Genomic DNA, 18671 nt, shown 5'->3' with positions numbered 1-18671 from the left:
GAGGTGGAGACGTGTCCGTTCGATGAGACGAGATCACCAGGACGTGGACTTGTGAGGTTGTACGACGATACGCACGAGGCTGTGGAAAAGTCTCGGTGACTGTGGGTGATCGGATGCATCCTGGTCGCATGACGGATCGAGCCGAAGCTGCTGAGGGTGCGGGCGGCGCCGGGGCCGCCGAGGTCGCGGAGCTTGCGGGCGCCCTGCGCCGGGCCGTGCGGGGCGAGGTCGGCTTCGACGCCACCGCCCGGGCGCTGGTCACCATGGACGCCTCCAACTACCGGCGCGTCCCGCTGGGCGTCGTGGCCCCCCGGGACGCCGACGACGTGGCCGCCGTACTGGAGGTGTGCAGGACGCGCGGGGTGCCGGTGGTGGCACGCGGCGGCGGCACCTCGATCGCCGGACAGGCGACCGGCACCGGCGTGGTGCTGGACTTCACCCGGCACATGACCGGCCTGCTGGAGCTGGACCCGGACGGCAGGACGGCCGTCGTCCAGCCGGGCCTCGTCCTCGACCGCCTCCAGGAGGCCGCCGCCCCGCACGGGCTCCGCTTCGGCCCCGACCCCTCCACGCACAGCAGGTGCACGCTCGGCGGCATGATCGGCAACAACTCCTGCGGCTCCCACTCGGTCGCCTGGGGCACCACCGCGGACAGCGTGCGCGAGCTGTCGGTCATCACCGCGCGCGGGCAGCGGCTGCGGCTCGGGCCGGGTTGGGCGGGCGCCCCGGACGGACTGCGCGAGCTGACCGAGGGCGCACTGGCCCGGCTGCGCACGGGCTTCCCGGACCTGCCCCGCCGCATCTCCGGATACGCGCTGGATGCGCTGCTGCCCGAGAAGGGCGCGGACGTCGCCCGCTCCTTCTGCGGCTCCGAGGGCACCCTCGGCATCCTGACCGAGGCCGTGGTCCGCCTGGTGGAGACACCCCGGGCGCGCGCCCTGGCCGTGCTGGCGTACGCCGACGAGAGCGCCGCCGCCGAGGCCGCCGCCGGCCTGCTGCCGCTGCGGCCGCTCACGGTCGAGGGCATGGCCGCCGACCTGGTGCCGCCCGGGTCCGGGCTGCCCGCGGGCGGCGCCTGGCTGTTCGTGGAGACCGGCGGGGAGACGGCGGCGCAGGCCCGCGCGCGGGCGGAGGAGGTCGTGCGCGCCGCCGACGTCGTGGCCGCACTGGTCGTCACCGAACCGGCGGCCCAGCGGGCCCTGTGGCGGATCCGCGAGGACGCGGCCGGCACGGCCACCCGGATGCCGGACGGCACGGAGGCCTGGCCCGGCTGGGAGGACTGCGCGGTACCGCCCGTCCGGCTCGGCGCCTACCTGCGCGACTTCCGCACCCTGCTGTCGGCCCACGGCCTGCGCGGCGCGCCGTACGGCCACTTCGGCGACGGCTGCATCCACGTCCGCATCGACTTCGACCTGCTCACCGAGGCCGGCGTCGGCCGCTTCCGCCGCTTCTCCGAGGAACTGGCCGACCTGGTCGTGGCGCACGGTGGCTCCCTGTCCGGGGAGCACGGCGACGGCCAGGCCCGCGCGGAACTGCTGCCGCGGATGTACGGCGCGGAGACGGTCCGGCTCTTCGAACGCGCCAAGGCCGTCTGGGACCCGGACGACCTGCTCAACCCCGGCATGCTGGTCCGCCCGGCGCGGCTGGACGAGAACCTCCGCTTCTCCGTCCTGCCGAGCCGCCCGGTCGACGTGGCCTTCGGCTACCCGGCCGACGGTGGCGACTTCACCGCGGCCGTCCGCCGCTGCGTCGGCGTCGCCAAGTGCCGTACGGCCACGGCGGCCGGCCCCGCTGTGATGTGCCCCTCCTTCCGGGCCACCGGCGACGAGCAGCACTCCACGCGCGGCCGGGCCCGGCTGCTGCACGAGATGCTCGCGGGCGAAGTGATCACCGACGGCTGGCGGTCCACGGAGGTCCGCGACGCCCTGGACCTGTGTCTGTCCTGCAAGGGCTGCCGTTCGGACTGCCCGGTCGGCGTCGACATGGCCACGTACAAGGCGGAGTTCCTGCACCACCACTACGCCGGTCGCCGCCGCCCCGCCGCCCACCACAGCATGGGCCGGCTCCCGCAGTGGCTGCGCTGGACCGCCCGCACGCGCACGGCCGCGCTGATCAACGCCCTGGCAGCGGTGGGGCCGTTGGCACACCTCGGAAAACGGCTGGGCGGGATCACCCCGGAACGACAGCTCCCGAGACTGGCGACACAGACGTTCACCGGGTGGTGGCGGGGACGGAAGCCCACCGGGGGAGCGGAAGGCCGGCCGATTCCGGGTGGACGCGGGCTGCCGGGTGGCCTGCCGGCCGGGGGTGCGGGTGGTCCGTCGGGTGTGGATGCGGGGGAGGTGGCTCCTCAGGGTGTCGGCGGCACCGGCCGCGTCGGTGTCGGCGGCCCGTCGGCTCCGGGCGGGGGTGGCCTGCCGGCCGGGGGTGCGGGTGGTCCGTCGGCTGTGGATGCGGGGCAGGTTGCTGCCCAGGGTGTCGGCGGTCCGTCGGTTCCGGGCGGGGGTGGCCTGCCGGCCGGGGGTGCGGGTGGTCCGTCGGCCGCAGGTGTGGGGGAGTCGCCCGTCCAGGGCGGCGGGAACCTGGTCGTCCTCTGGCCGGACACCTTCACCGAGCACCTGGCACCGTCCGTCGGCAGGGCGGCCGTTCGGGTGCTGGAGGCGGCCGGGCTGCGGGTGGCCCTTCCGCCCGCGCGGCTGCCGGGCCGCGGGGCGATCGGGGACGGCAGGACGAGGGCGGTGACCGCACTGCTCACCGCCCGCCGCGCCCGGGTCTGCTGCGGGCTGACCTACATCTCGACCGGCCAGCTGGACCGCGCCCGCACGGTCCTGCGCCGCACCCTGGACCTGATGGAACCGGTGCTGCGGGCCCGCGTCCCGGTCGTCGTCCTGGAACCGAGCTGCGCCGCGGCCCTCCGCAGCGACCTCCCGGAACTCCTGCCTGACGACCCGAGAGCCGCCCGGCTGTCCGCCGCTGTCCTCACCTTCGCCGAAACGCTGGAACGGCACGCCCCGCACTGGACCCCGCCCGCCGTCGACCGCCCGGTGGCCGGCCAGACCCACTGCCACCAGCACGCGGTGCTCGGCGACACCCCGGACCGCCGGCTGCGCGCCGCCGCAGGCCTCACCGGTGAGCTGAGCGGAGGCTGCTGCGGCCTGGCGGGAAACTTCGGCTTCGAGAAAGGCCACTTCGAGGTCTCCCGGGCCTGCGCCGAGGAACAGCTCCTGCCCTCGGTCCGGCAGGCACCCGCCGGCACGGTGATCCTGGCGGACGGCTTCTCCTGCCGCACCCAGCTGGACCAGCTCGCCGGGGTCCGGGGCCGCCATCTGGCAGAGGTACTGGCGCAGGCACTGGACGCGTCCCCGGGCGGCGACACATGACCGACTGGAGGCGTGCGGACCGGATGCCCACGACTTCATCGGCAGGCTCCCCGACGGCTACGACACCCGGGTCGACCCCCACTCGGCCCGGCTCTCCGGCGGCCAGCTCCAGCGCCTGGCCATCGCCCGCGCCCTCCTGCGCGACGCGCCCGTCCTGGTCCTGGACGAGCCGACGACGGGCCTGGACGCGATGGCCGCACGCCGCGTCGTCAAACCGCTGCGCCGGCTGATGGCCGGCCGTACGACCATCATGATCACGCACGATCTCAACCTCGCCCCCGACGCCGACCGCATCGTCGTCGTGGACCGGGGCCGCATCGTGGAGACCGGCCGCCACGAGGAGCTGCTGGCCCGGAACGGGGCCTACGCCCGGCTGCACCGCTCGCAGAACAACACGATTCTGGACACCGGCGAGCTGCGCATGCCGCTGTGGGAGGAGCGGCAGCCACCGGCACCGGCACCGGCGTACGAGTACGGGCAGGGGCACGCGTACAGCGACGGACACGCCGGGCACGACGGACGCGGATACGGCTCCGAGGCGTACGCCCCCGCGTACAAAACCGCAGGACACGTGCCCTCGGTGCGGCCGGACGGCCGTCCTCTGTTCCGGAACGAGGAAGCCTGGCCGGGCAGTTGAGCGCGGCATCCGAGACAGTCCCATGAAGGGTTCACGCACCTGTCGAAGTCCATTACCCTGGACCTGGTAGTACATCGCGATGCACGCACTCGATCAAGCCACCAGGACCGCCCGTGACCACCGCACCCAGCACCACATCGCCGTCCCGAGCCACCCCCGCCCCCGCCGGCGGCAAAGGCGGCCCCGGTCCCCTCGGCTCCCTCGGGCCGGTCGGGCTGGTGCTGGCCGGCGGCATCTCGGTGCAGTTCGGCGGCGCCCTGGCGGTCACCCTGATGCCCCGGGCCGGTGCACCGGGCGTGGTGACCCTGCGCCTCCTCGCGGCCGCGATCGTCCTGCTCCTGTTCTGCCGGCCCCGGCTGCGCGGCCACTCGCGCGCCGACTGGGGCACGGTGATCGTCTTCGGTATCGCCATGGGCGCGATGAACGGCCTGTTCTACGAGGCGGTGGCCCGCATCCCGCTGGGCCCGGCGGTCACCCTGGAGGTCCTGGGCCCGCTGGCTCTCTCGGTCCTGGCCTCCCGCCGTGCGATCAACGCGCTCTGGGCCTGCCTGGCCCTCGCGGGGGTGTTCCTGCTCGGCGGCGGAGGCTTCAGCAACCTGGACCCCACAGGTGTCGCCTTCGCCCTGGGGGCCGGCGCCATGTGGGCGGCCTACATCATCTTCAGCGCCCGTACGGGTCGCCGCTTCCCGCAGGCTGACGGCCTGGCGCTGGCCATGGCCGTCGCGGCCCTCCTGTTCCTGCCCATCGGCATCGCCGACGCGGGCACCCGCCTGCTGAACCCCACCACCGTCGCCCTCGGCTCGGCGGTGGCCCTGCTCTCCTCGGTCCTGCCGTACACCCTCGAACTCCTGGCCCTGCGCCGCCTGCCGGCCTCCACCTTCGCGATCCTCATGAGCCTGGAACCCGCCATCGCGGCCACGGCCGGCTTCCTCATCCTCGACCAGTCCCTCTCCGCGACCGAGGCCGCCGCGATCGCCCTGGTCATCGCGGCGAGCATCGGCGCGGTACGGACCCAGGTGGGCCGGCGCGAGGCCGCGCCCCCCGTCAGTCCCTGACCTCCCCGCGGACGAGGGCGCGCAGGCTGCGTGCCCTTCGTTCTCCGTCACCGGCACCGCCCCCAGCCGCTCCGGCGGCGCCGCGCCGGGGTCCCGTTGCGGGGTGTGATGCCAGGAAATTCATGCAAGCACGCTTGATTGTTTCTGGGGCCACTGCCATGCTCCCCCCATGGCCGACCTGACGCCCGTCATCGACGACCTGCGTGCCGAGAGCGAGGAACTCGACCTGCTCGTGGCCGAGTTGACCCCGGACCAGTGGGCCCTGCCCACCCCGGCCCCCGGCTGGACCGTCGCTCACCAGATCGCGCACCTCGCCTGGACCGACCGCTCGGCACTGCTCGCCGTCACCGACGCCGGTGCCTTCCAGGCGCTGGTGGAGAAGGCGCTCGCCGCCCCCGCCTCGTTCGTGGACGAGGGTGCGGAGGAGGGCGCCGCGCTCCCGCCCGCCGACCTGCTGGCGGCCTGGCGCACCGGGCGCACCACCCTGGACGAGGCCCTGCGCGGCGCACCGCCCGGCGCCCGCTTCCCCTGGTACGGCCCGCCCATGTCCGCCGCCTCTATGGCCACGGCCAGACTTATGGAGACCTGGGCCCACGCGCTGGACGTCGCCGACGCCCTGGGCGTGGTGCGCCCACCCACCGACCGTCTCCGACATGTGGCCCGGCTCGGGGTGCGGACCCGTGACTTCGCCTTCGGGGTGCACGGACTCACTCCGCCGGCGGAGGAGTTCCGGGTGGAACTCGCCGCGCCGTCCGGCGAGGTGTGGGCGTACGGCCCGCAGGACGCCCCGCAGCGCGTCACCGGCCCCGCCCTCGACTTCTGCCTCCTGGTCACCCGGCGCGCCCACCGCGGCGACCTCGCCCTGACGGCCGTGGGCCCGGACGCCGACCGCTGGCTCGGCATCGCCCAGGCCTTCGCGGGCCCGCCCGGCGCCGGCCGCCCGCCGAAGGGGGCCGGCCGGTGAGGCCGCTGCGCATCGGGAACTTCTCCGGCTTCTACGGCGACCGCTCCGACGCCCTGCGCGAGATGCTCACCGGCGGCGAGGTGGACGTCCTCACCGGTGACTACCTCGCCGAACTCACCATGCTCATCCTCGGCCGGGACCGGCTGAAGGACCCCTCCGCCGGGTACGCCCGCACCTTCCTGCGCCAGTTGGAGGACTGCCTCGGCCTCGCCCGGGAGCGCGGGGTGCGGATCGTCGCCAACGCGGGCGGTCTCAACCCGGCCGGACTCGCCGAGCGGACACGGGAGCTGGCGGACCGGCTCGGCGTCCCGGTGCGGGTCGCGCACGTCGAGGGCGACGACCTGGCCGCCGCGTATCCCGGCACCCTCGCCGCCCACGCCTACCTCGGCGGGTTCGGCATCGCCGCGTGCCTGCGGGCCGGCGCCGACGTGGTGATCACCGGCCGGGTGACCGACGCGGCCCTGGTCACCGGGCCCGCGGCGGCGCACTTCGGCTGGACGCCCACGGAGTACGACCGGCTCGCCGGTGCCGTCGTCGCCGGGCACGTGCTGGAGTGCGGGACCCAGGCGACCGGCGGGAACTACGCGTTCTTCGGCGAGGGCGACGTACGCCGTCCCGGCTTCCCGCTCGCCGAACTCCACGCCGACGGCAGCAGCGTGATCACCAAGCACCCCGGCACCGGCGGCTTCGTGGACACGGGCACGGTCACCGCCCAGCTGCTCTACGAGACCGGCGGCGCCCGGTACGCCGGACCCGACGTCACGGCCCGGCTGGACACGGTACGGCTGCGCCGGGAGGGGCCGGACCGGGTGCGGATCGAGGGGGTGCGCGGGGAGGCGCCGCCGCCCACGCTCAAGGTCGGGCTCAACCGGCTCGGCGGCTTCCGCAACGAGGTCGTCTTCGTCCTCACCGGACTCGACATCGAGGCCAAGGCGGCCCTGGTGCGGGAACAGCTCGGCGAGGCCCTCGCCAAGTCGCCGCCCCGGGACGTGCGGTGGGAGCTGGTGCGGACCGACCGGGCCGACGCGGACACCGAGGAGACGGCCAGTGCCCTGCTGCGGCTCGTCGTCCGCGACCCGGACCAGCAGGCCGTGGGGCGCGCGCTGAGCGGGGCCGCCGTGGAACTGGCACTCGCCAGCTACCCGGGCTTCCATGTGCTGTCCCCACCGGGAAAGGGCGCCCCTTATGGGGTGTTCGAGGATGTGTACGTGCCCCATGGGGACGTAGCCCATATGGCCGTCCTCCACGACGGACGCCGTATCCCCGTGTCGGCGCCCCTGGAGACGCGGCCCCTGGAGGCCGTGCCGTCCCCGCCCCTCCCGGAGCCCCTGCCGCCCGGGCCGACCCGGCGGGCGCCCCTCGGGCTGGTCGCCGGGGCGCGCAGCGGCGACAAGGGCGGGAACGCCAACGTCGGGGTGTGGGCGCGGACCGACGAGGCCTGGCGGTGGCTCGCACACACGCTGACCACCGAGAGGTTCCGGCAGCTGCTGCCCGAGACCCGTGAGCTGCCCGTCACCCGGCACCCGCTGCCGAACCTGCGCGCCCTCAACTTCGCCGTCGAGAACATCCTCGGCGCCGGCGTCGCCGGGCAGGCCCGTTTCGACCCGCAGGCCAAGGCCCTCGGCGAATGGCTGCGCTCCCGCCACCTGGACATCCCGGAGACCCTGCTGTGACGGTTCTGCAGACCGCTGTCGACCCCGCCGGCCCCGACTACCGGGCCCACCGCGAGGCCATGCTCGCCAAACTCGCCGAGCTGGACGCCGAACACGCCAAGGCGCTCGCGGGCGGCGGCGAGAAGTACGTCCAGCGGCACCGGGGGCGCGGCAAGCTGCTCGCCCGCGAGCGCATCGAACTGCTGCTGGACCCCGACACCCCGTTCCTGGAGCTGTCCCCGCTGGCCGCCTGGGGCAGCGACCACCCCGTCGGCGCCTCGCTCGTCACCGGCATCGGCGTGGTCGAGGGCGTGGAGTGCCTGATCACCGCCAACGACCCGACCGTACGCGGCGGCGCCAGCAACCCCTGGAGCCTGAAGAAGGCCCTGCGCGCCAACGACATCGCGCTCGCCAACCGGCTGCCCTGCATCAGTCTGGTGGAGTCGGGAGGCGCCGACCTGCCGTCCCAGAAGGAGATCTTCATCCCCGGCGGCGCGATCTTCCGCGACCTCACCCGGCTCTCCGCCGCCGGCATACCGACCATCGCCGTCGTCTTCGGCAACTCCACCGCCGGCGGCGCCTACATCCCCGGCATGTCCGACCACGTGATCATGGTCAAGGAGCGGGCGAAGGTGTTCCTCGGCGGACCGCCGCTGGTCAAGATGGCCACCGGCGAGGAGAGCGACGACGAGTCCCTCGGCGGCGCCGAGATGCACGCGCGCGTGTCCGGTCTCGCCGACTACTTCGCCGTGGACGAGCCCGACGCGCTGCGCCAGGCCCGCCGCGTGGTGGCCCGCCTCAACCACCGCAAGGCCCACCCGGACCCCGGCCCGGCCGAGCCGCCCGCGTACGACCCCGAGGAACTGCTCGGCATCGTCCCCGGCGACCTGAAGATCCCGTTCGACCCCCGCGAGGTCATCGCCCGGATCGTGGACGGCTCCGACTTCGACGAGTTCAAACCGCTGTACGGCACGAGCCTGGTGACCGGCTGGGCCGCCCTGCACGGCTACCCGGTCGGAGTGCTGGCCAATGCCCAGGGCGTCCTCTTCAGCGCGGAGTCCCAGAAGGCCGCCCAGTTCATCCAGCTCGCCAACCAGCGCGACATCCCGCTGCTCTTCCTGCACAACACCACCGGCTACATGGTCGGCAAGGAGTACGAGCAGGGCGGCATCATCAAGCACGGCGCGATGATGATCAACGCGGTCAGCAACAGCAGGGTCCCGCACCTGTCGGTCCTCATGGGCGCGTCGTACGGCGCCGGTCACTACGGCATGTGCGGCCGGGCCTACGACCCCCGCTTCCTGTTCGCCTGGCCCAGCGCCAAGTCCGCCGTGATGGGCCCGCAGCAGCTCGCCGGCGTGCTGTCGATCGTCGCCCGGCAGTCGGCGGCGGCGAAGGGGCAGCCGTACGACGAGGACGCGGACGCGGCCCTGCGCGCCATGGTGGAGCAGCAGATCGAGTCCGAGTCGCTGCCCATGTTCCTGTCCGGGCGGCTGTACGACGACGGCGTCATCGACCCGCGCGACACCCGCACCGTCCTCGGCCTGTGCCTGTCCGCCCTGCACACCGCGCCCTACGAGGGCGCGCGCGGCGGCTTCGGCGTCTTCCGGATGTGAGGGACCACATGATTTCCAGCGTGCTCGTCGCCAACCGGGGCGAGATCGCCTGCCGCGTCTTCCGCACCTGCGCCGACCTCGGCATCCGCACGGTCGCCGTGCACTCCGACGCCGACGCGGACGCGCTCCACGCGCGCGTGGCCGACACGGCGGTACGGCTGCCGGGCGCGGCACCCGCCGAGACCTACCTGCGCGGCGACCTGATCGTGAAGGCGGCCCTGGCGTCCGGCGCCGGCGCCGTGCACCCCGGGTACGGCTTCCTCTCTGAGAACCCCGGCTTCGCCCGCGCCGTCCTCGACGCCGGCCTGGTCTGGATCGGCCCGCCCCCGCAGGCCATCGAGGCCATGGCGTCCAAGACCCGCGCCAAGCAGCTGCTGGGCATCGAGCCCCTGCACGAGGTGACCGAGGCCGACCTGCCCGTGCTGGTGAAGGCGGCGGCGGGCGGCGGCGGACGCGGGATGCGGATCGTGCGCCGCCTGGAGGAGCTGCCGGCCGCGCTGGAGGGCGCGCGCGCCGAGGCCGCGAGCGCCTTCGGCGACGGCGAGGTCTTCGTGGAGCCGTACCTCGAACACGGCCGCCATGTCGAGGTGCAGATCCTCGCCGACACCCACGGCACCGTCTGGCCGCTCGGCACCCGCGACTGCTCCCTCCAGCGCCGCCACCAGAAGGTGATCGAGGAGGCACCGGCGCCCGGACTCACCCCGGCGCTCGCGGACGAGCTGCGCACGCTGGCCGTACGCGCCGCCCGCGCCGTCTCCTACACCGGCGCCGGCACGGTCGAGTTCCTGGTCGCCGACGGCCGCGCCCACTTCCTGGAGATGAACACCCGCCTCCAGGTCGAACACCCCGTCACCGAGGCCGTGTTCGGCATCGACCTGGTCGCGGAACAGATCCGGATCGCCGAGGGCCACGCCCTGGGGACCGAGCCCCCGCGCGCGCGGGGCCACGCGATCGAGGCCCGCCTCTACGCCGAGGACCCCGCCCACGGCTGGGCCCCCCAGACCGGCACCCTGCACCGCCTCGCCGTACCGGACGGCGTCCGCCTGGACACCGGCTACACCGACGGCGACACCATCGGCGTCCACTACGACCCGATGCTCGCCAAGGTCGTCGCCCACGCCCCCACGCGCGCGGAGGCGGTCCGCAGGCTCGCCGGCGCGCTGGAGTCCGCCGCGATCCACGGCCCGGTCACCAACCGGGACCTCCTGGTGCGCTCCCTGCGGCACCCGGAGTTCACGGCCGCCCGCATGGACACCGGCTTCTACGACCGTCACCTCGGCGACCTGGCCGAGCCCGCCACGGATCCCCACGCGCCGCTGGCCGCCGCCCTCGCCGACGCCCACGGCCGCTCCCGCTTCGGCGGCTGGCGCAACGTTCCCTCGCAGCCGCAGGTGAAGCGGTACGAGATGGCGGGGGAGGAGCACGAGGTCCGCTACCGGCACACCCGGGACGGCCTCGCGGCGGACGGGGTCCGGGTCGTCCACGCCGACGCGCGTCTCGTCGTACTCGAAGTGGACGGCGTACGGCGCAAGTTCGAGGTGGCCCGGTACGGCGACCAGGTCCACGTGGGCGCCACCCGCCTCACCGCCCTGCCCCGCTTCCCCGACCCCGCCGCCCAGCTCGCCCCGGGCTCCCTGATCGCGCCGATGCCCGGCACGGTCGTACGCGTCGCCGACGGGCTGACCGAAGGGGCAACGGTTCAGGCCGGTCAGGGCCTCATCTGGGTGGAGGCGATGAAGATGCAGCACATGATCCCGGCACCGACCGCAGGAACGCTCAGCGCCCTCCACGCCAGGCCCGGGCAGCAGGTCGAGCCGGGCATGTTGCTGGCGGTGGTGCAGCCGACCTGAGGGGGCGCGGGGAACCGCGCGACCAGCCGTCCACAACCCGCACGCGGAGGAACCGCATGACCGCCGTCATCGAATCCGAAGAGCACAAGGCCCTACGATCCGCGGTAGCCGCCCTCGGCAAGCGCTACGGCCGCGAGTACCTCACCCGCACCGTCGCCGAGGGCAAGCCGCCCACCGAACTCTGGTCCGAGGCGGGGAAACTCGGCTACCTCGGCGTCAGCCTCCCCGAGGAGCACGGAGGCGGCGGCGGAGGCATAGCGGACCTCGCCATCGTGCTCGAAGAGCTGGGCGCCGCCGGCTCACCCCTGCTCATGCTGGTCGTCTCCCCGGCCATCTGCGGCACCGTGATCTCCCGCTTCGGCACCGAGGACCAGAAGCGCACCTGGCTCCCCGGAATCGCCGACGGCACCCGCCTCATGGCCTTCGGCATCACCGAGCCCGACGCCGGCTCCAACAGCCACCGCATCACCACCACGGCCCGCCGGGACGGCACCGACTGGCTGCTCACCGGCCGCAAGGTGTTCATCTCCGGGGTCGACATGGCCGACGCCGTCCTGATCGTCGGCCGTACCGAGGACGCACGCACCGGCAGCCTCAAGCCCTGCCTGTTCATCGTGCCGACGGACGCCGAGGGCTTCCAGAAGCGGCCCATCGACATGGAACTGAGCGCGGCGGAGAAGCAGTTCGAGCTGGTCCTGGACGACGTACGACTGCCCGCCGACGCGCTCGTGGGCGGGGGCCCCTCCCACGCTTCCGGCAGCGGGGGAGAGGACGCCGGCCTGCTCCAGCTGTTCGCCGGGCTCAACCCCGAGCGGATCATGACGGCCGCGTTCGCGATCGGCATGGGCCGGTACGCCCTGTCCAAGGCCGTCGAGTACGCCCGCGACCGCACCGTGTGGAAGGCACCCATCGGCGCCCACCAGGCCATCGCGCACCCCCTCGCGCAGGCCCACATCGACCTGGAGCTGGCCCGGCTGATGACGCAGAAGGCGGCACACCTCTACGACTCCGGCGACGACATCGGCGCGGGCGAGGCCGCCAACATGGCCAAGTACGCGGCCGCGGAGGCCTGCGTGAAGGCCGTCGACCAGGCCGTGCACACCCTCGGCGGCAACGGGCTCACCCGGGAATTCGGACTCGCCTCGTTGATAACGGCCGCGCGCGTGGCTCGTATTGCCCCGGTGAGCCGGGAGATGATTCTCAACTACGTCTCCCACCAGACCCTGGGCCTGCCCAAGTCCTACTGAGCGGCCCCTGCGAGGAGGAACCGTGTTCCGCAGCGAGTACGCAGACGTTCCGCCCGTAGAACTCCCCATCCACGAGGCCGTCCTGGGCCACGCCGCCGCCTTCGGCGACCGGCCCGCCCTCGTCGACGGCACGGACGGCACCACCCTCACGTACGAGCAGGTGGACCGGTTCCACCGGCGCCTGGCCGCCGCCCTCGCCGACACCGGCGTCCGCAAGGGCGAGGTCCTCGCCCTGCACAGCCCCAACACGATCGTCTTCCCGACCGCCTTCTACGCGGCCACGCGCGCGGGTGCCACCGTCACCACCGTGCACCCGCTCGCCACCGCCGAGGAGTTCGCCAAGCAGCTCGGCGACAGCGGCGCGCGCTGGATCGTCACCGTCTCCCCCCTGCTGGAGACCGCCCGCCGGGCCGCCGAGATCGCGGGCGGCGTACGGGAGATCCTCGTGTGCGACAGCGCACCCGGCCACCGCTCGCTGATCGACCTGCTCGCCACCACCGCCCCCGAACCGGATCCCGGCATCGACCCGGCGCAGGACATCGCCGCGCTGCCGTACTCCTCCGGCACCACCGGCACCCCCAAGGGCGTCATGCTCACGCACCGGCAGATCGCCACCAACCTCGCCCAGCTGGAACCCGCCGTCCCCGCCGGCCCCGGCGACCGCATCCTCGCCGTCCTGCCGTTCTTCCACATCTACGGCCACACCGCCCTGATGAACGCGCCCCTGCGCAACGGCGCCACCGTCGTCGTCCTGCCACGCTTCGACCTGGAGACCTTCCTCGCCGCCATCGAGAAGCACCGCATCACCGGGCTGTACGTCGCCCCGCCGATCGTCCTCGCCCTCGCCAAGCACCCGGCGGTCAGCCGCTACGACCTCTCCTCGGTGCAGTACGTCATCAGCGCCGCCGCCCCGCTGGACTCCCGGCTCGCCCTCGCCTGCGCCGAACGCCTCGGCCTGCCCCCGATCGGCCAGGCCTACGGCATGACGGAACTGTCCCCAGGCACCCACGTCGTCCCCCTGGACCGGCTGCGCGAGGCCCCCGCCGGCACGGTCGGCCGGCTCATCGCCGGCACCGAGATGCGGATCGTCTCCCCGGACGACCCCGGCAAGGACCTCGGCCCCGGCGAGCCCGGCGAGATCCTCATCCGCGGCCCCCAGGTGATGAAGGGCTACCTCGGCCGCCCCGACGCCACCGCCGCCATGATCGACGCCGACGGCTGGCTGCACACCGGGGACGTCGGACACGTGGACGCGGACGGCTGGCTGTTCGTCGTCGACCGGGTGAAGGAACTGATCAAGTACAAGGGCTTCCAGGTGGCCCCCGCCGAACTGGAGGCCCTCCTGCTCACCCACCCCGGCATCGCCGACGCCGCCGTCATCGGCGCCTACAACGACGACGGCAACGAGATCCCGCACGCCTTCGTCGTCCGCCAGCCCACCGCCGGCGACCTCACCGAGAACGACGTCCTCCTGTACGTCGCCGAACGCGTCGCCCCGTACAAACGCATCCGCCGGATCACCTTCATCGACACCGTCCCGCGCGCCGACTCCGGCAAGATCCTGCGCCGGCAGCTCAGGGAGCACACGTGACCGACCCGACCCGACCGATCGGCCGCACGCGCGCGCGTGCCGTCGAAACCCTCAGCCTCGACGCCACCGGAACCCGCAACGCCCTGTCCGCCGCACTCGTCACCGAACTCGCCGAAGCCCTCACCGACTGCGGCAAGGACCCGGACGTACGGGCCGTGGTCCTCACCCACACCGGTACGACGTTCTGTGCCGGCGCCGACCTGAGAGACCCCCCCGACCCCGACGCCCTGGTGGCCCTGCTCCGGCAGATCGTCGAGCTGCCCAAACCGGTGCTCGCCCGGGTCACCGGCCACGTCCGCGCCGGCGGCCTCGGCCTGCTCGCCGCCTGCGACATCGCCGCCGCCTCCACCGACGCCACCTTCGCCTTCACCGAGGTACGCATCGCAGTCGCCCCCGCCGTGATCTCCCTGCCGGTGATCCCGCGCGCCGACCCCCGCGCCCTGGCCCGCTACTACCTCACCGGCGAACGCTTCGGCCCCGCCGAGGCCGTACGCCTGGGCCTGCTGACGGCCACCGCGGACGACGTCGACACCGCCCTCGCCCCCGTCCTCGACGGCCTGCGCCGCTCCGCCCCCCAGGCCCTGGCCGAGACGAAAAGGCTGCTCACGACTAGGGTGCTGGAGACATTCGACCGGGACGCGGCCGAGCTGACCGCGCTCTCGGCCCGGCTGTTCGCCTCCCCCCAGGCCCGGGAGGGGATGACGGCCTTCCTGGAAAGACGTGATGCGGCATGGGTGGTGTGAGTACGACCGAACGCGAGCGCGTTCCCAAGCAGGACCGCAGCCGGGCCACCCGGCAGCGGCTCCTGGAGGCCGCCGTGGCCTGCCTCGCCGAACACGGCTGGGCGGGCTCCACGGTCGCCGTCGTCGCCGAACGCGCCGGCGTCTCCCGGGGCGCCGCCCAGCACCACTTCCCGACCCGGGAGGACCTCTTCACCGCCGCCGTCGAGTACGTCTCCGAGGAACGCTCCCTCGCCCTGCGCGCCCTCTTCCCGGACGGCCCCGCCGACCGCCGGGCCGTCGTCGCGGCCCTGGTCGACCTCTACACCGGCCCCCTCTTCCGCGCCGCCCTCCACCTGTGGGTCGCCGCCTCCGACGAGGACCAGCTGCGCCCGCGGGTCACCGAGCTGGAGGCCCGCGTCGGCCGCGAGACCCACCGCATCGCCGTCGAACTCCTCGGCGCCGACGAATCCCGCCCCGGCGTCCGCGAAACCGTCCAGGGCCTCCTCGACATGGCCCGCGGCCTGGGCCTCGCCAACCTCCTCACCGACGACACCGCCCGCCGCGAACGGGTCGTCGCCCAGTGGGCGGCCCTGCTGGACGAAACCCTGGGCTGAGGGAGCGATCGCGGGGGCGCGTTACCCTTGGCCCATGCTTCCGATGCTCGTCCGCCGCCGCCACGTGGACTACGTGCGCGTCACGAGCATGGGCTGTCGTCACTTCTCCGCCTGACCAGCCCCCCGCAGCACCCTTCTTCTTCACCTTTTCCGGCACCCGGGGGCCCGCCCCACCCTCGGCGGCCACCCGTGCCCCGTACACCCAGCGGACGCACCCATGACCACGTACACAGCGACGTCGTACGACCAGCTCCCGATCATCGACCTGTCGGCCGCCGACCGCGGCCCCCAGGCCCGGTCCCTGCTCCACGCCCAGCTGCACAGCGCCGCCCACGACGTGGGCTTCTTCCAGCTCGTCGGACACGGCGTCACCCGGGCCGAGACCGACGCGCTGCTCACCGCCATGCGCGCCTTCTTCGCCCTCCCCGAGGCCGACCGGCTCGCCCTCGACAACGTCGGCTCCCCGCACTTCCGCGGCTACACCCGCACCGGCGACGAGCGCACCGGCGGCGCCCGCGACTGGCGCGACCAGCTCGACATCGGCGCCGAACGCCCCGCCCGGACCCCCGGCCCCGGCGAGCCCCCGTACTGGTGGCTGCAGGGCCCCAACCAGTGGCCGGCCGCCCTCCCCGAACTGCGCACGGCCGCCCTCGCCTGGATCGACCGGCTGAGCGAGGTCGCCCACCGCCTCCTGCACGAACTGCTGACCGCCATCGGCGCCCCGGCCGACTTCTACGACCCGGTCTTCGGCCCGCACGCCCACCCGCACCTCAAACTCGTCCGCTACCCCGGCAGCGCGGACGACGGCACCGGCCAGGGCGTCGGCGCCCACAAGGACTACGGCTTCCTGACCCTGCTCCTCCAGGACACCGTCGGCGGCCTCCAGGTCCAGCGCGAGGACGGCCGCTTCCACGACGTACCGCCGCTCGAAGGCGCGTTCGTCGTCAACCTCGGCGAACTCCTGGAGGTGGCGACCAACGGCTACCTGCTCGCCACCAACCACCGCGTGGTCAGCCCGCCCGGCGCCACGGAGCGCTTCTCGGTCCCGTTCTTCTACAACCCGCGCCTGGACGCGAAGATCGCCCCGCTCCCGTTCCCGCACGCGGCGACGGCCCCCGGCATGACGACGGACCCGACGAACCCCCTCTACGCCGAGTACGGCTACAACGAACTCAAGGGCAAACTCAGGGCGCACCCGCTGGTGGCGCAGCGACACCACGGCAACCTGCTGACGCCGGCGTGATCACTCCCCGGGGCGCGGGAACGGCACGCATCCGCAGCCGCCCACGCGCCCCGGGCACCCCTCTCAGTGGGCGATGTCCGCATACCCGGCGATGTCCTGAGGCCGCCGCGGCCCCGGCCCCACATACCGGGCAGAAGGCCGCACCAGCCGCCCCGTCCGCTTCTGCTCGAGAATGTGCGCCGACCACCCGGCGGTACGCGCACACGTGAACATCGACGTGAACATGTGCGCCGGCACCTCGGCGAAGTCGAGCATGATCGCGGCCCAGAACTCCACGTTCGTGGCCAGCACCCGGTCCGGCCGCCGGTTGTGCAACTCCTCCAGCGCGGCCTTCTCCAGCGCCTCGGCGATCTCGAACCGCGGAGCACCGAGCTCCCGCGCCGTACGCCGCAGCACCCGCGCCCGCGGATCCTCCGCCCGGTACACCCGGTGCCCGAAGCCCATCAGCCGCTCACCGCGGTCCAGGGCCTGCTTGACGTACGCCTCCGCGTCCCCCGTGCGCTCGATCTCCTCGATCATGCCCAGCACCCGCGACGGCGCCCCGCCGTGCAGCGGCCCGGACATCGCACCCACCGCACCGGACAGCGCGGCGGCGACGTCCGCACCCGTGGAGGCGATGACCCGCGCGGTGAACGTCGAGGCGTTCATGCCGTGCTCGGCGGCGGAGGTCCAGTAGGCGTCCACGGCCGCGACGTGCTTGGGGTCCGGCTCCCCGCGCCAGCGGATCATGAACCGCTCCACCACCGAGTTCGCCTTGTCGATCTCCCGCTGCGGCACCATCGGCAGCCCCTGCCCGCGCGCGGACTGGGCGACGTACGACAGGGCCATGACGGCGGCGCGCGCCAGGTCCTCGCGGGCCTGCCGCTCGTCGATGTCGAGCAGCGGACGCAGCCCCCAGACGGGCGCGAGCATGGCCAGCGCCGACTGCACGTCCACCCGGATGTCACCGGAGTGCACGGGGATCGGGAACGGCTCGGCGGGCGGCAGTCCGGGGTTGAAGGCGCCGTCGACCAGCAGCCCCCACACGTTCCCGAACGAGACGTGCCCGACCAGGTCCTCGATGTCGACGCCCCGGTAGCGCAGGGCGCCGCCCTCCTTGTCCGGCTCGGCGATCTCCGTCTCGAACGCGACGACTCCTTCGAGCCCGGGTACGAAATCGGACATCAGGCGGCTCCTCGTGATGTGTGGGCGGCGGTCACCCCGGTGATGCCCCGATCCGTCGGTGGTCACCCGTGGTCAAGCCAACCGCAAAGGGAGCAGAACGATAACCCCCGGTGCCATGGTTGGGGAGACCACGCGACACCCAGTGCCATACCCGTTCGATACGGCAGGATGACCGCGTGACCGACCGCGACCCGCTTCTGGATCCCGTCCTCGACCCCGCCGCCATGCGCAAGCAGTACCGGGCCGACGGCCTTGCCGAAGAGGACCTCGCCACCCATCCCATGGACCAGTTCGCCCGCTGGTTCGAGGATGCCGCCCGGGCGGCCCTGCACGGCACGCTCTACGAACCCAACGCGATGGTCGTCTCCACGGCGGACGCGACGGGCCGCCCCAGCTCCCGCACGGTGCTGATGAAGCAGTTCGACACCGAGGGCTTCGTCTTCTTCACCAACTACGCATCCCGCAAGGGCCGCGACCTCGCGGAGAACCCGCACGTCTCGCTGCTCTTCCCGTGGCACCCGCTGGCCCGCCAGGTCATCGTCACCGGCACCGCCCGGCGCACCGGCCGCGACGAGACCGCCGCCTACTTCCGCACCCGCCCGCACGGCTCACAGCTGGGCGCCTGGGCCAGCGCACAGTCCGCGGTGATCGCCTCCCGCAGCGAACTCGACGCGGCCTACGCCGAACTCGCCGCCCGCTATCCCGAGGACGAACAGGTCCCCGTCCCCCCGCACTGGGGCGGCTTCCGCGTCACCCCGGAGACGATGGAGTTCTGGCAGGGCCGCGTGAACCGCCTCCACGACCGCCTGCGCTACGTCGCCCGGCCCGACGGCACCTGGCACGTCGAACGCCTCAGCCCCTGACCGCGAACCGGCCCGGAAACGCAGACGACCCGCGGGCTGGGTTCCTCAAGGAGGAGCCGGCCGGACGTACCGG

General features: G+C 73.6%; 13 protein-coding genes and 1 pseudogene. 13 read left to right on the top strand and 1 reads right to left on the bottom strand.

Annotated features, from left to right (window positions below; genetic code table 11):
- The first annotated feature begins 128 nt into the window (after nt 1-128).
- From S1361_RS17930 to S1361_RS17875, 12 genes and pseudogenes are all read left to right on the top strand, one after another.
- Nucleotides 129-3380 carry an FAD-binding and (Fe-S)-binding domain-containing protein gene (locus tag S1361_RS17930; protein ID WP_208032844.1) on the top strand — a complete coding sequence of 1084 codons (3252 nt, stop codon included), beginning with the start codon at nt 129-131 and terminating at the stop codon, nt 3378-3380.
- Nucleotides 3370-4017: pseudogene (locus S1361_RS17925) on the top strand (ATP-binding cassette domain-containing protein); the annotation flags it as partial. The gene S1361_RS17930 and the pseudogene S1361_RS17925, both read left to right, overlap by 11 nt.
- Nucleotides 4018-4130: 113 nt before the next feature.
- Nucleotides 4131-5072, top strand: coding sequence for an EamA family transporter (locus tag S1361_RS17920; protein ID WP_208032843.1), 942 nt, complete (start codon nt 4131-4133; stop codon nt 5070-5072).
- A 169-nt stretch (nt 5073-5241) separates the two neighbouring features.
- Nucleotides 5242-6036, top strand: a complete 795-nt coding sequence (locus S1361_RS17915) for a TIGR03084 family metal-binding protein (RefSeq protein WP_208032842.1) — start codon at nt 5242-5244, stop codon at nt 6034-6036.
- Entirely contained in the window at nt 6033-7709 is a 1677-nt protein-coding gene (locus S1361_RS17910) for an acyclic terpene utilization AtuA family protein (RefSeq protein ID WP_208032841.1), read from the top strand. The genes S1361_RS17915 and S1361_RS17910 overlap by 4 nt, the downstream gene beginning before the upstream one ends.
- A complete protein-coding gene (locus S1361_RS17905) occupies nt 7706-9304 on the top strand; it encodes an acyl-CoA carboxylase subunit beta (protein WP_208032840.1) in 1599 nt (532 codons plus the stop codon). The genes S1361_RS17910 and S1361_RS17905 overlap by 4 nt, the downstream gene beginning before the upstream one ends.
- 8 nt (nt 9305-9312) lie before the next feature.
- Nucleotides 9313-11154: an acetyl/propionyl/methylcrotonyl-CoA carboxylase subunit alpha gene (locus S1361_RS17900; RefSeq protein ID WP_208032839.1), complete on the top strand. Its 1842-nt coding sequence runs from the start codon at nt 9313-9315 to the stop codon at nt 11152-11154.
- A 56-nt stretch (nt 11155-11210) separates the two neighbouring features.
- Nucleotides 11211-12401 (top strand): acyl-CoA dehydrogenase family protein, encoded by a 1191-nt coding sequence (locus S1361_RS17895; RefSeq protein ID WP_208032838.1) that lies wholly within the window; start codon nt 11211-11213, stop codon nt 12399-12401.
- 22 nt (nt 12402-12423) lie between these two features.
- Nucleotides 12424-13992 (top strand): 4-coumarate--CoA ligase family protein, encoded by a 1569-nt coding sequence (locus S1361_RS17890; protein ID WP_208032837.1) that lies wholly within the window; start codon nt 12424-12426, stop codon nt 13990-13992.
- A complete protein-coding gene (locus tag S1361_RS17885) occupies nt 13989-14735 on the top strand; it encodes an enoyl-CoA hydratase family protein (RefSeq protein WP_208032836.1) in 747 nt (248 codons plus the stop codon). Before S1361_RS17890 ends, S1361_RS17885 begins: the two co-directional genes overlap by 4 nt.
- Nucleotides 14723-15328 carry a TetR/AcrR family transcriptional regulator gene (locus S1361_RS17880; RefSeq protein WP_208032835.1) on the top strand — a complete coding sequence of 202 codons (606 nt, stop codon included), beginning with the start codon at nt 14723-14725 and terminating at the stop codon, nt 15326-15328. Before S1361_RS17885 ends, S1361_RS17880 begins: the two co-directional genes overlap by 13 nt.
- Nucleotides 15329-15545: 217 nt before the next feature.
- Complete coding sequence (locus tag S1361_RS17875) at nt 15546-16571, top strand: isopenicillin N synthase family dioxygenase (RefSeq protein WP_208032834.1); 1026 nt, start codon at nt 15546-15548, stop codon at nt 16569-16571.
- A 63-nt stretch (nt 16572-16634) separates the two neighbouring features.
- Here S1361_RS17875 and S1361_RS17870 read toward each other — a convergent pair whose 3' ends face one another.
- Complete coding sequence (locus tag S1361_RS17870; RefSeq protein WP_208032833.1) at nt 16635-17735, bottom strand: citrate synthase 2; 1101 nt, start codon at nt 17733-17735, stop codon at nt 16635-16637.
- 176 nt (nt 17736-17911) lie between these two features.
- On the opposite strand from S1361_RS17870, the gene pdxH reads away from it, so the two are divergent.
- Nucleotides 17912-18598: a pyridoxamine 5'-phosphate oxidase gene (pdxH, locus tag S1361_RS17865; protein WP_208032832.1), complete on the top strand. Its 687-nt coding sequence runs from the start codon at nt 17912-17914 to the stop codon at nt 18596-18598.
- The last annotated feature ends 73 nt before the right edge of the window (nt 18599-18671 follow it).

Origin of the sequence: Streptomyces cyanogenus, from assembly GCF_017526105.1 — a bacterium.
Lineage (GTDB): Bacteria > Actinomycetota > Actinomycetes > Streptomycetales > Streptomycetaceae > Streptomyces > Streptomyces cyanogenus.
The sequence above is the reverse complement of the archived record's forward strand: the minus strand, read 5'-3'. Positions and strand labels throughout refer to the sequence as shown.

Bases quoted from the DNA above. Each gene is read 5' to 3' on its own strand.
- S1361_RS17880 (WP_208032835.1), top strand. From the start codon at position 14,723: ATGGGTGGTGTGAGTACGACCGAACGCGAGCGCGTTCCCAAGCAGGAC.
- S1361_RS17870 (WP_208032833.1), bottom strand. From the start codon at position 17,735: ATGTCCGATTTCGTACCCGGGCTCGAAGGAGTCGTCGCGTTCGAGACG.
- S1361_RS17915 (WP_208032842.1), top strand. From the start codon at position 5,242: ATGGCCGACCTGACGCCCGTCATCGACGACCTGCGTGCCGAGAGCGAG.
- S1361_RS17930 (WP_208032844.1), top strand. From the start codon at position 129: ATGACGGATCGAGCCGAAGCTGCTGAGGGTGCGGGCGGCGCCGGGGCC.
- S1361_RS17875 (WP_208032834.1), top strand. From the start codon at position 15,546: ATGACCACGTACACAGCGACGTCGTACGACCAGCTCCCGATCATCGAC.
- S1361_RS17895 (WP_208032838.1), top strand. From the start codon at position 11,211: ATGACCGCCGTCATCGAATCCGAAGAGCACAAGGCCCTACGATCCGCG.
- S1361_RS17900 (WP_208032839.1), top strand. From the start codon at position 9,313: ATGATTTCCAGCGTGCTCGTCGCCAACCGGGGCGAGATCGCCTGCCGC.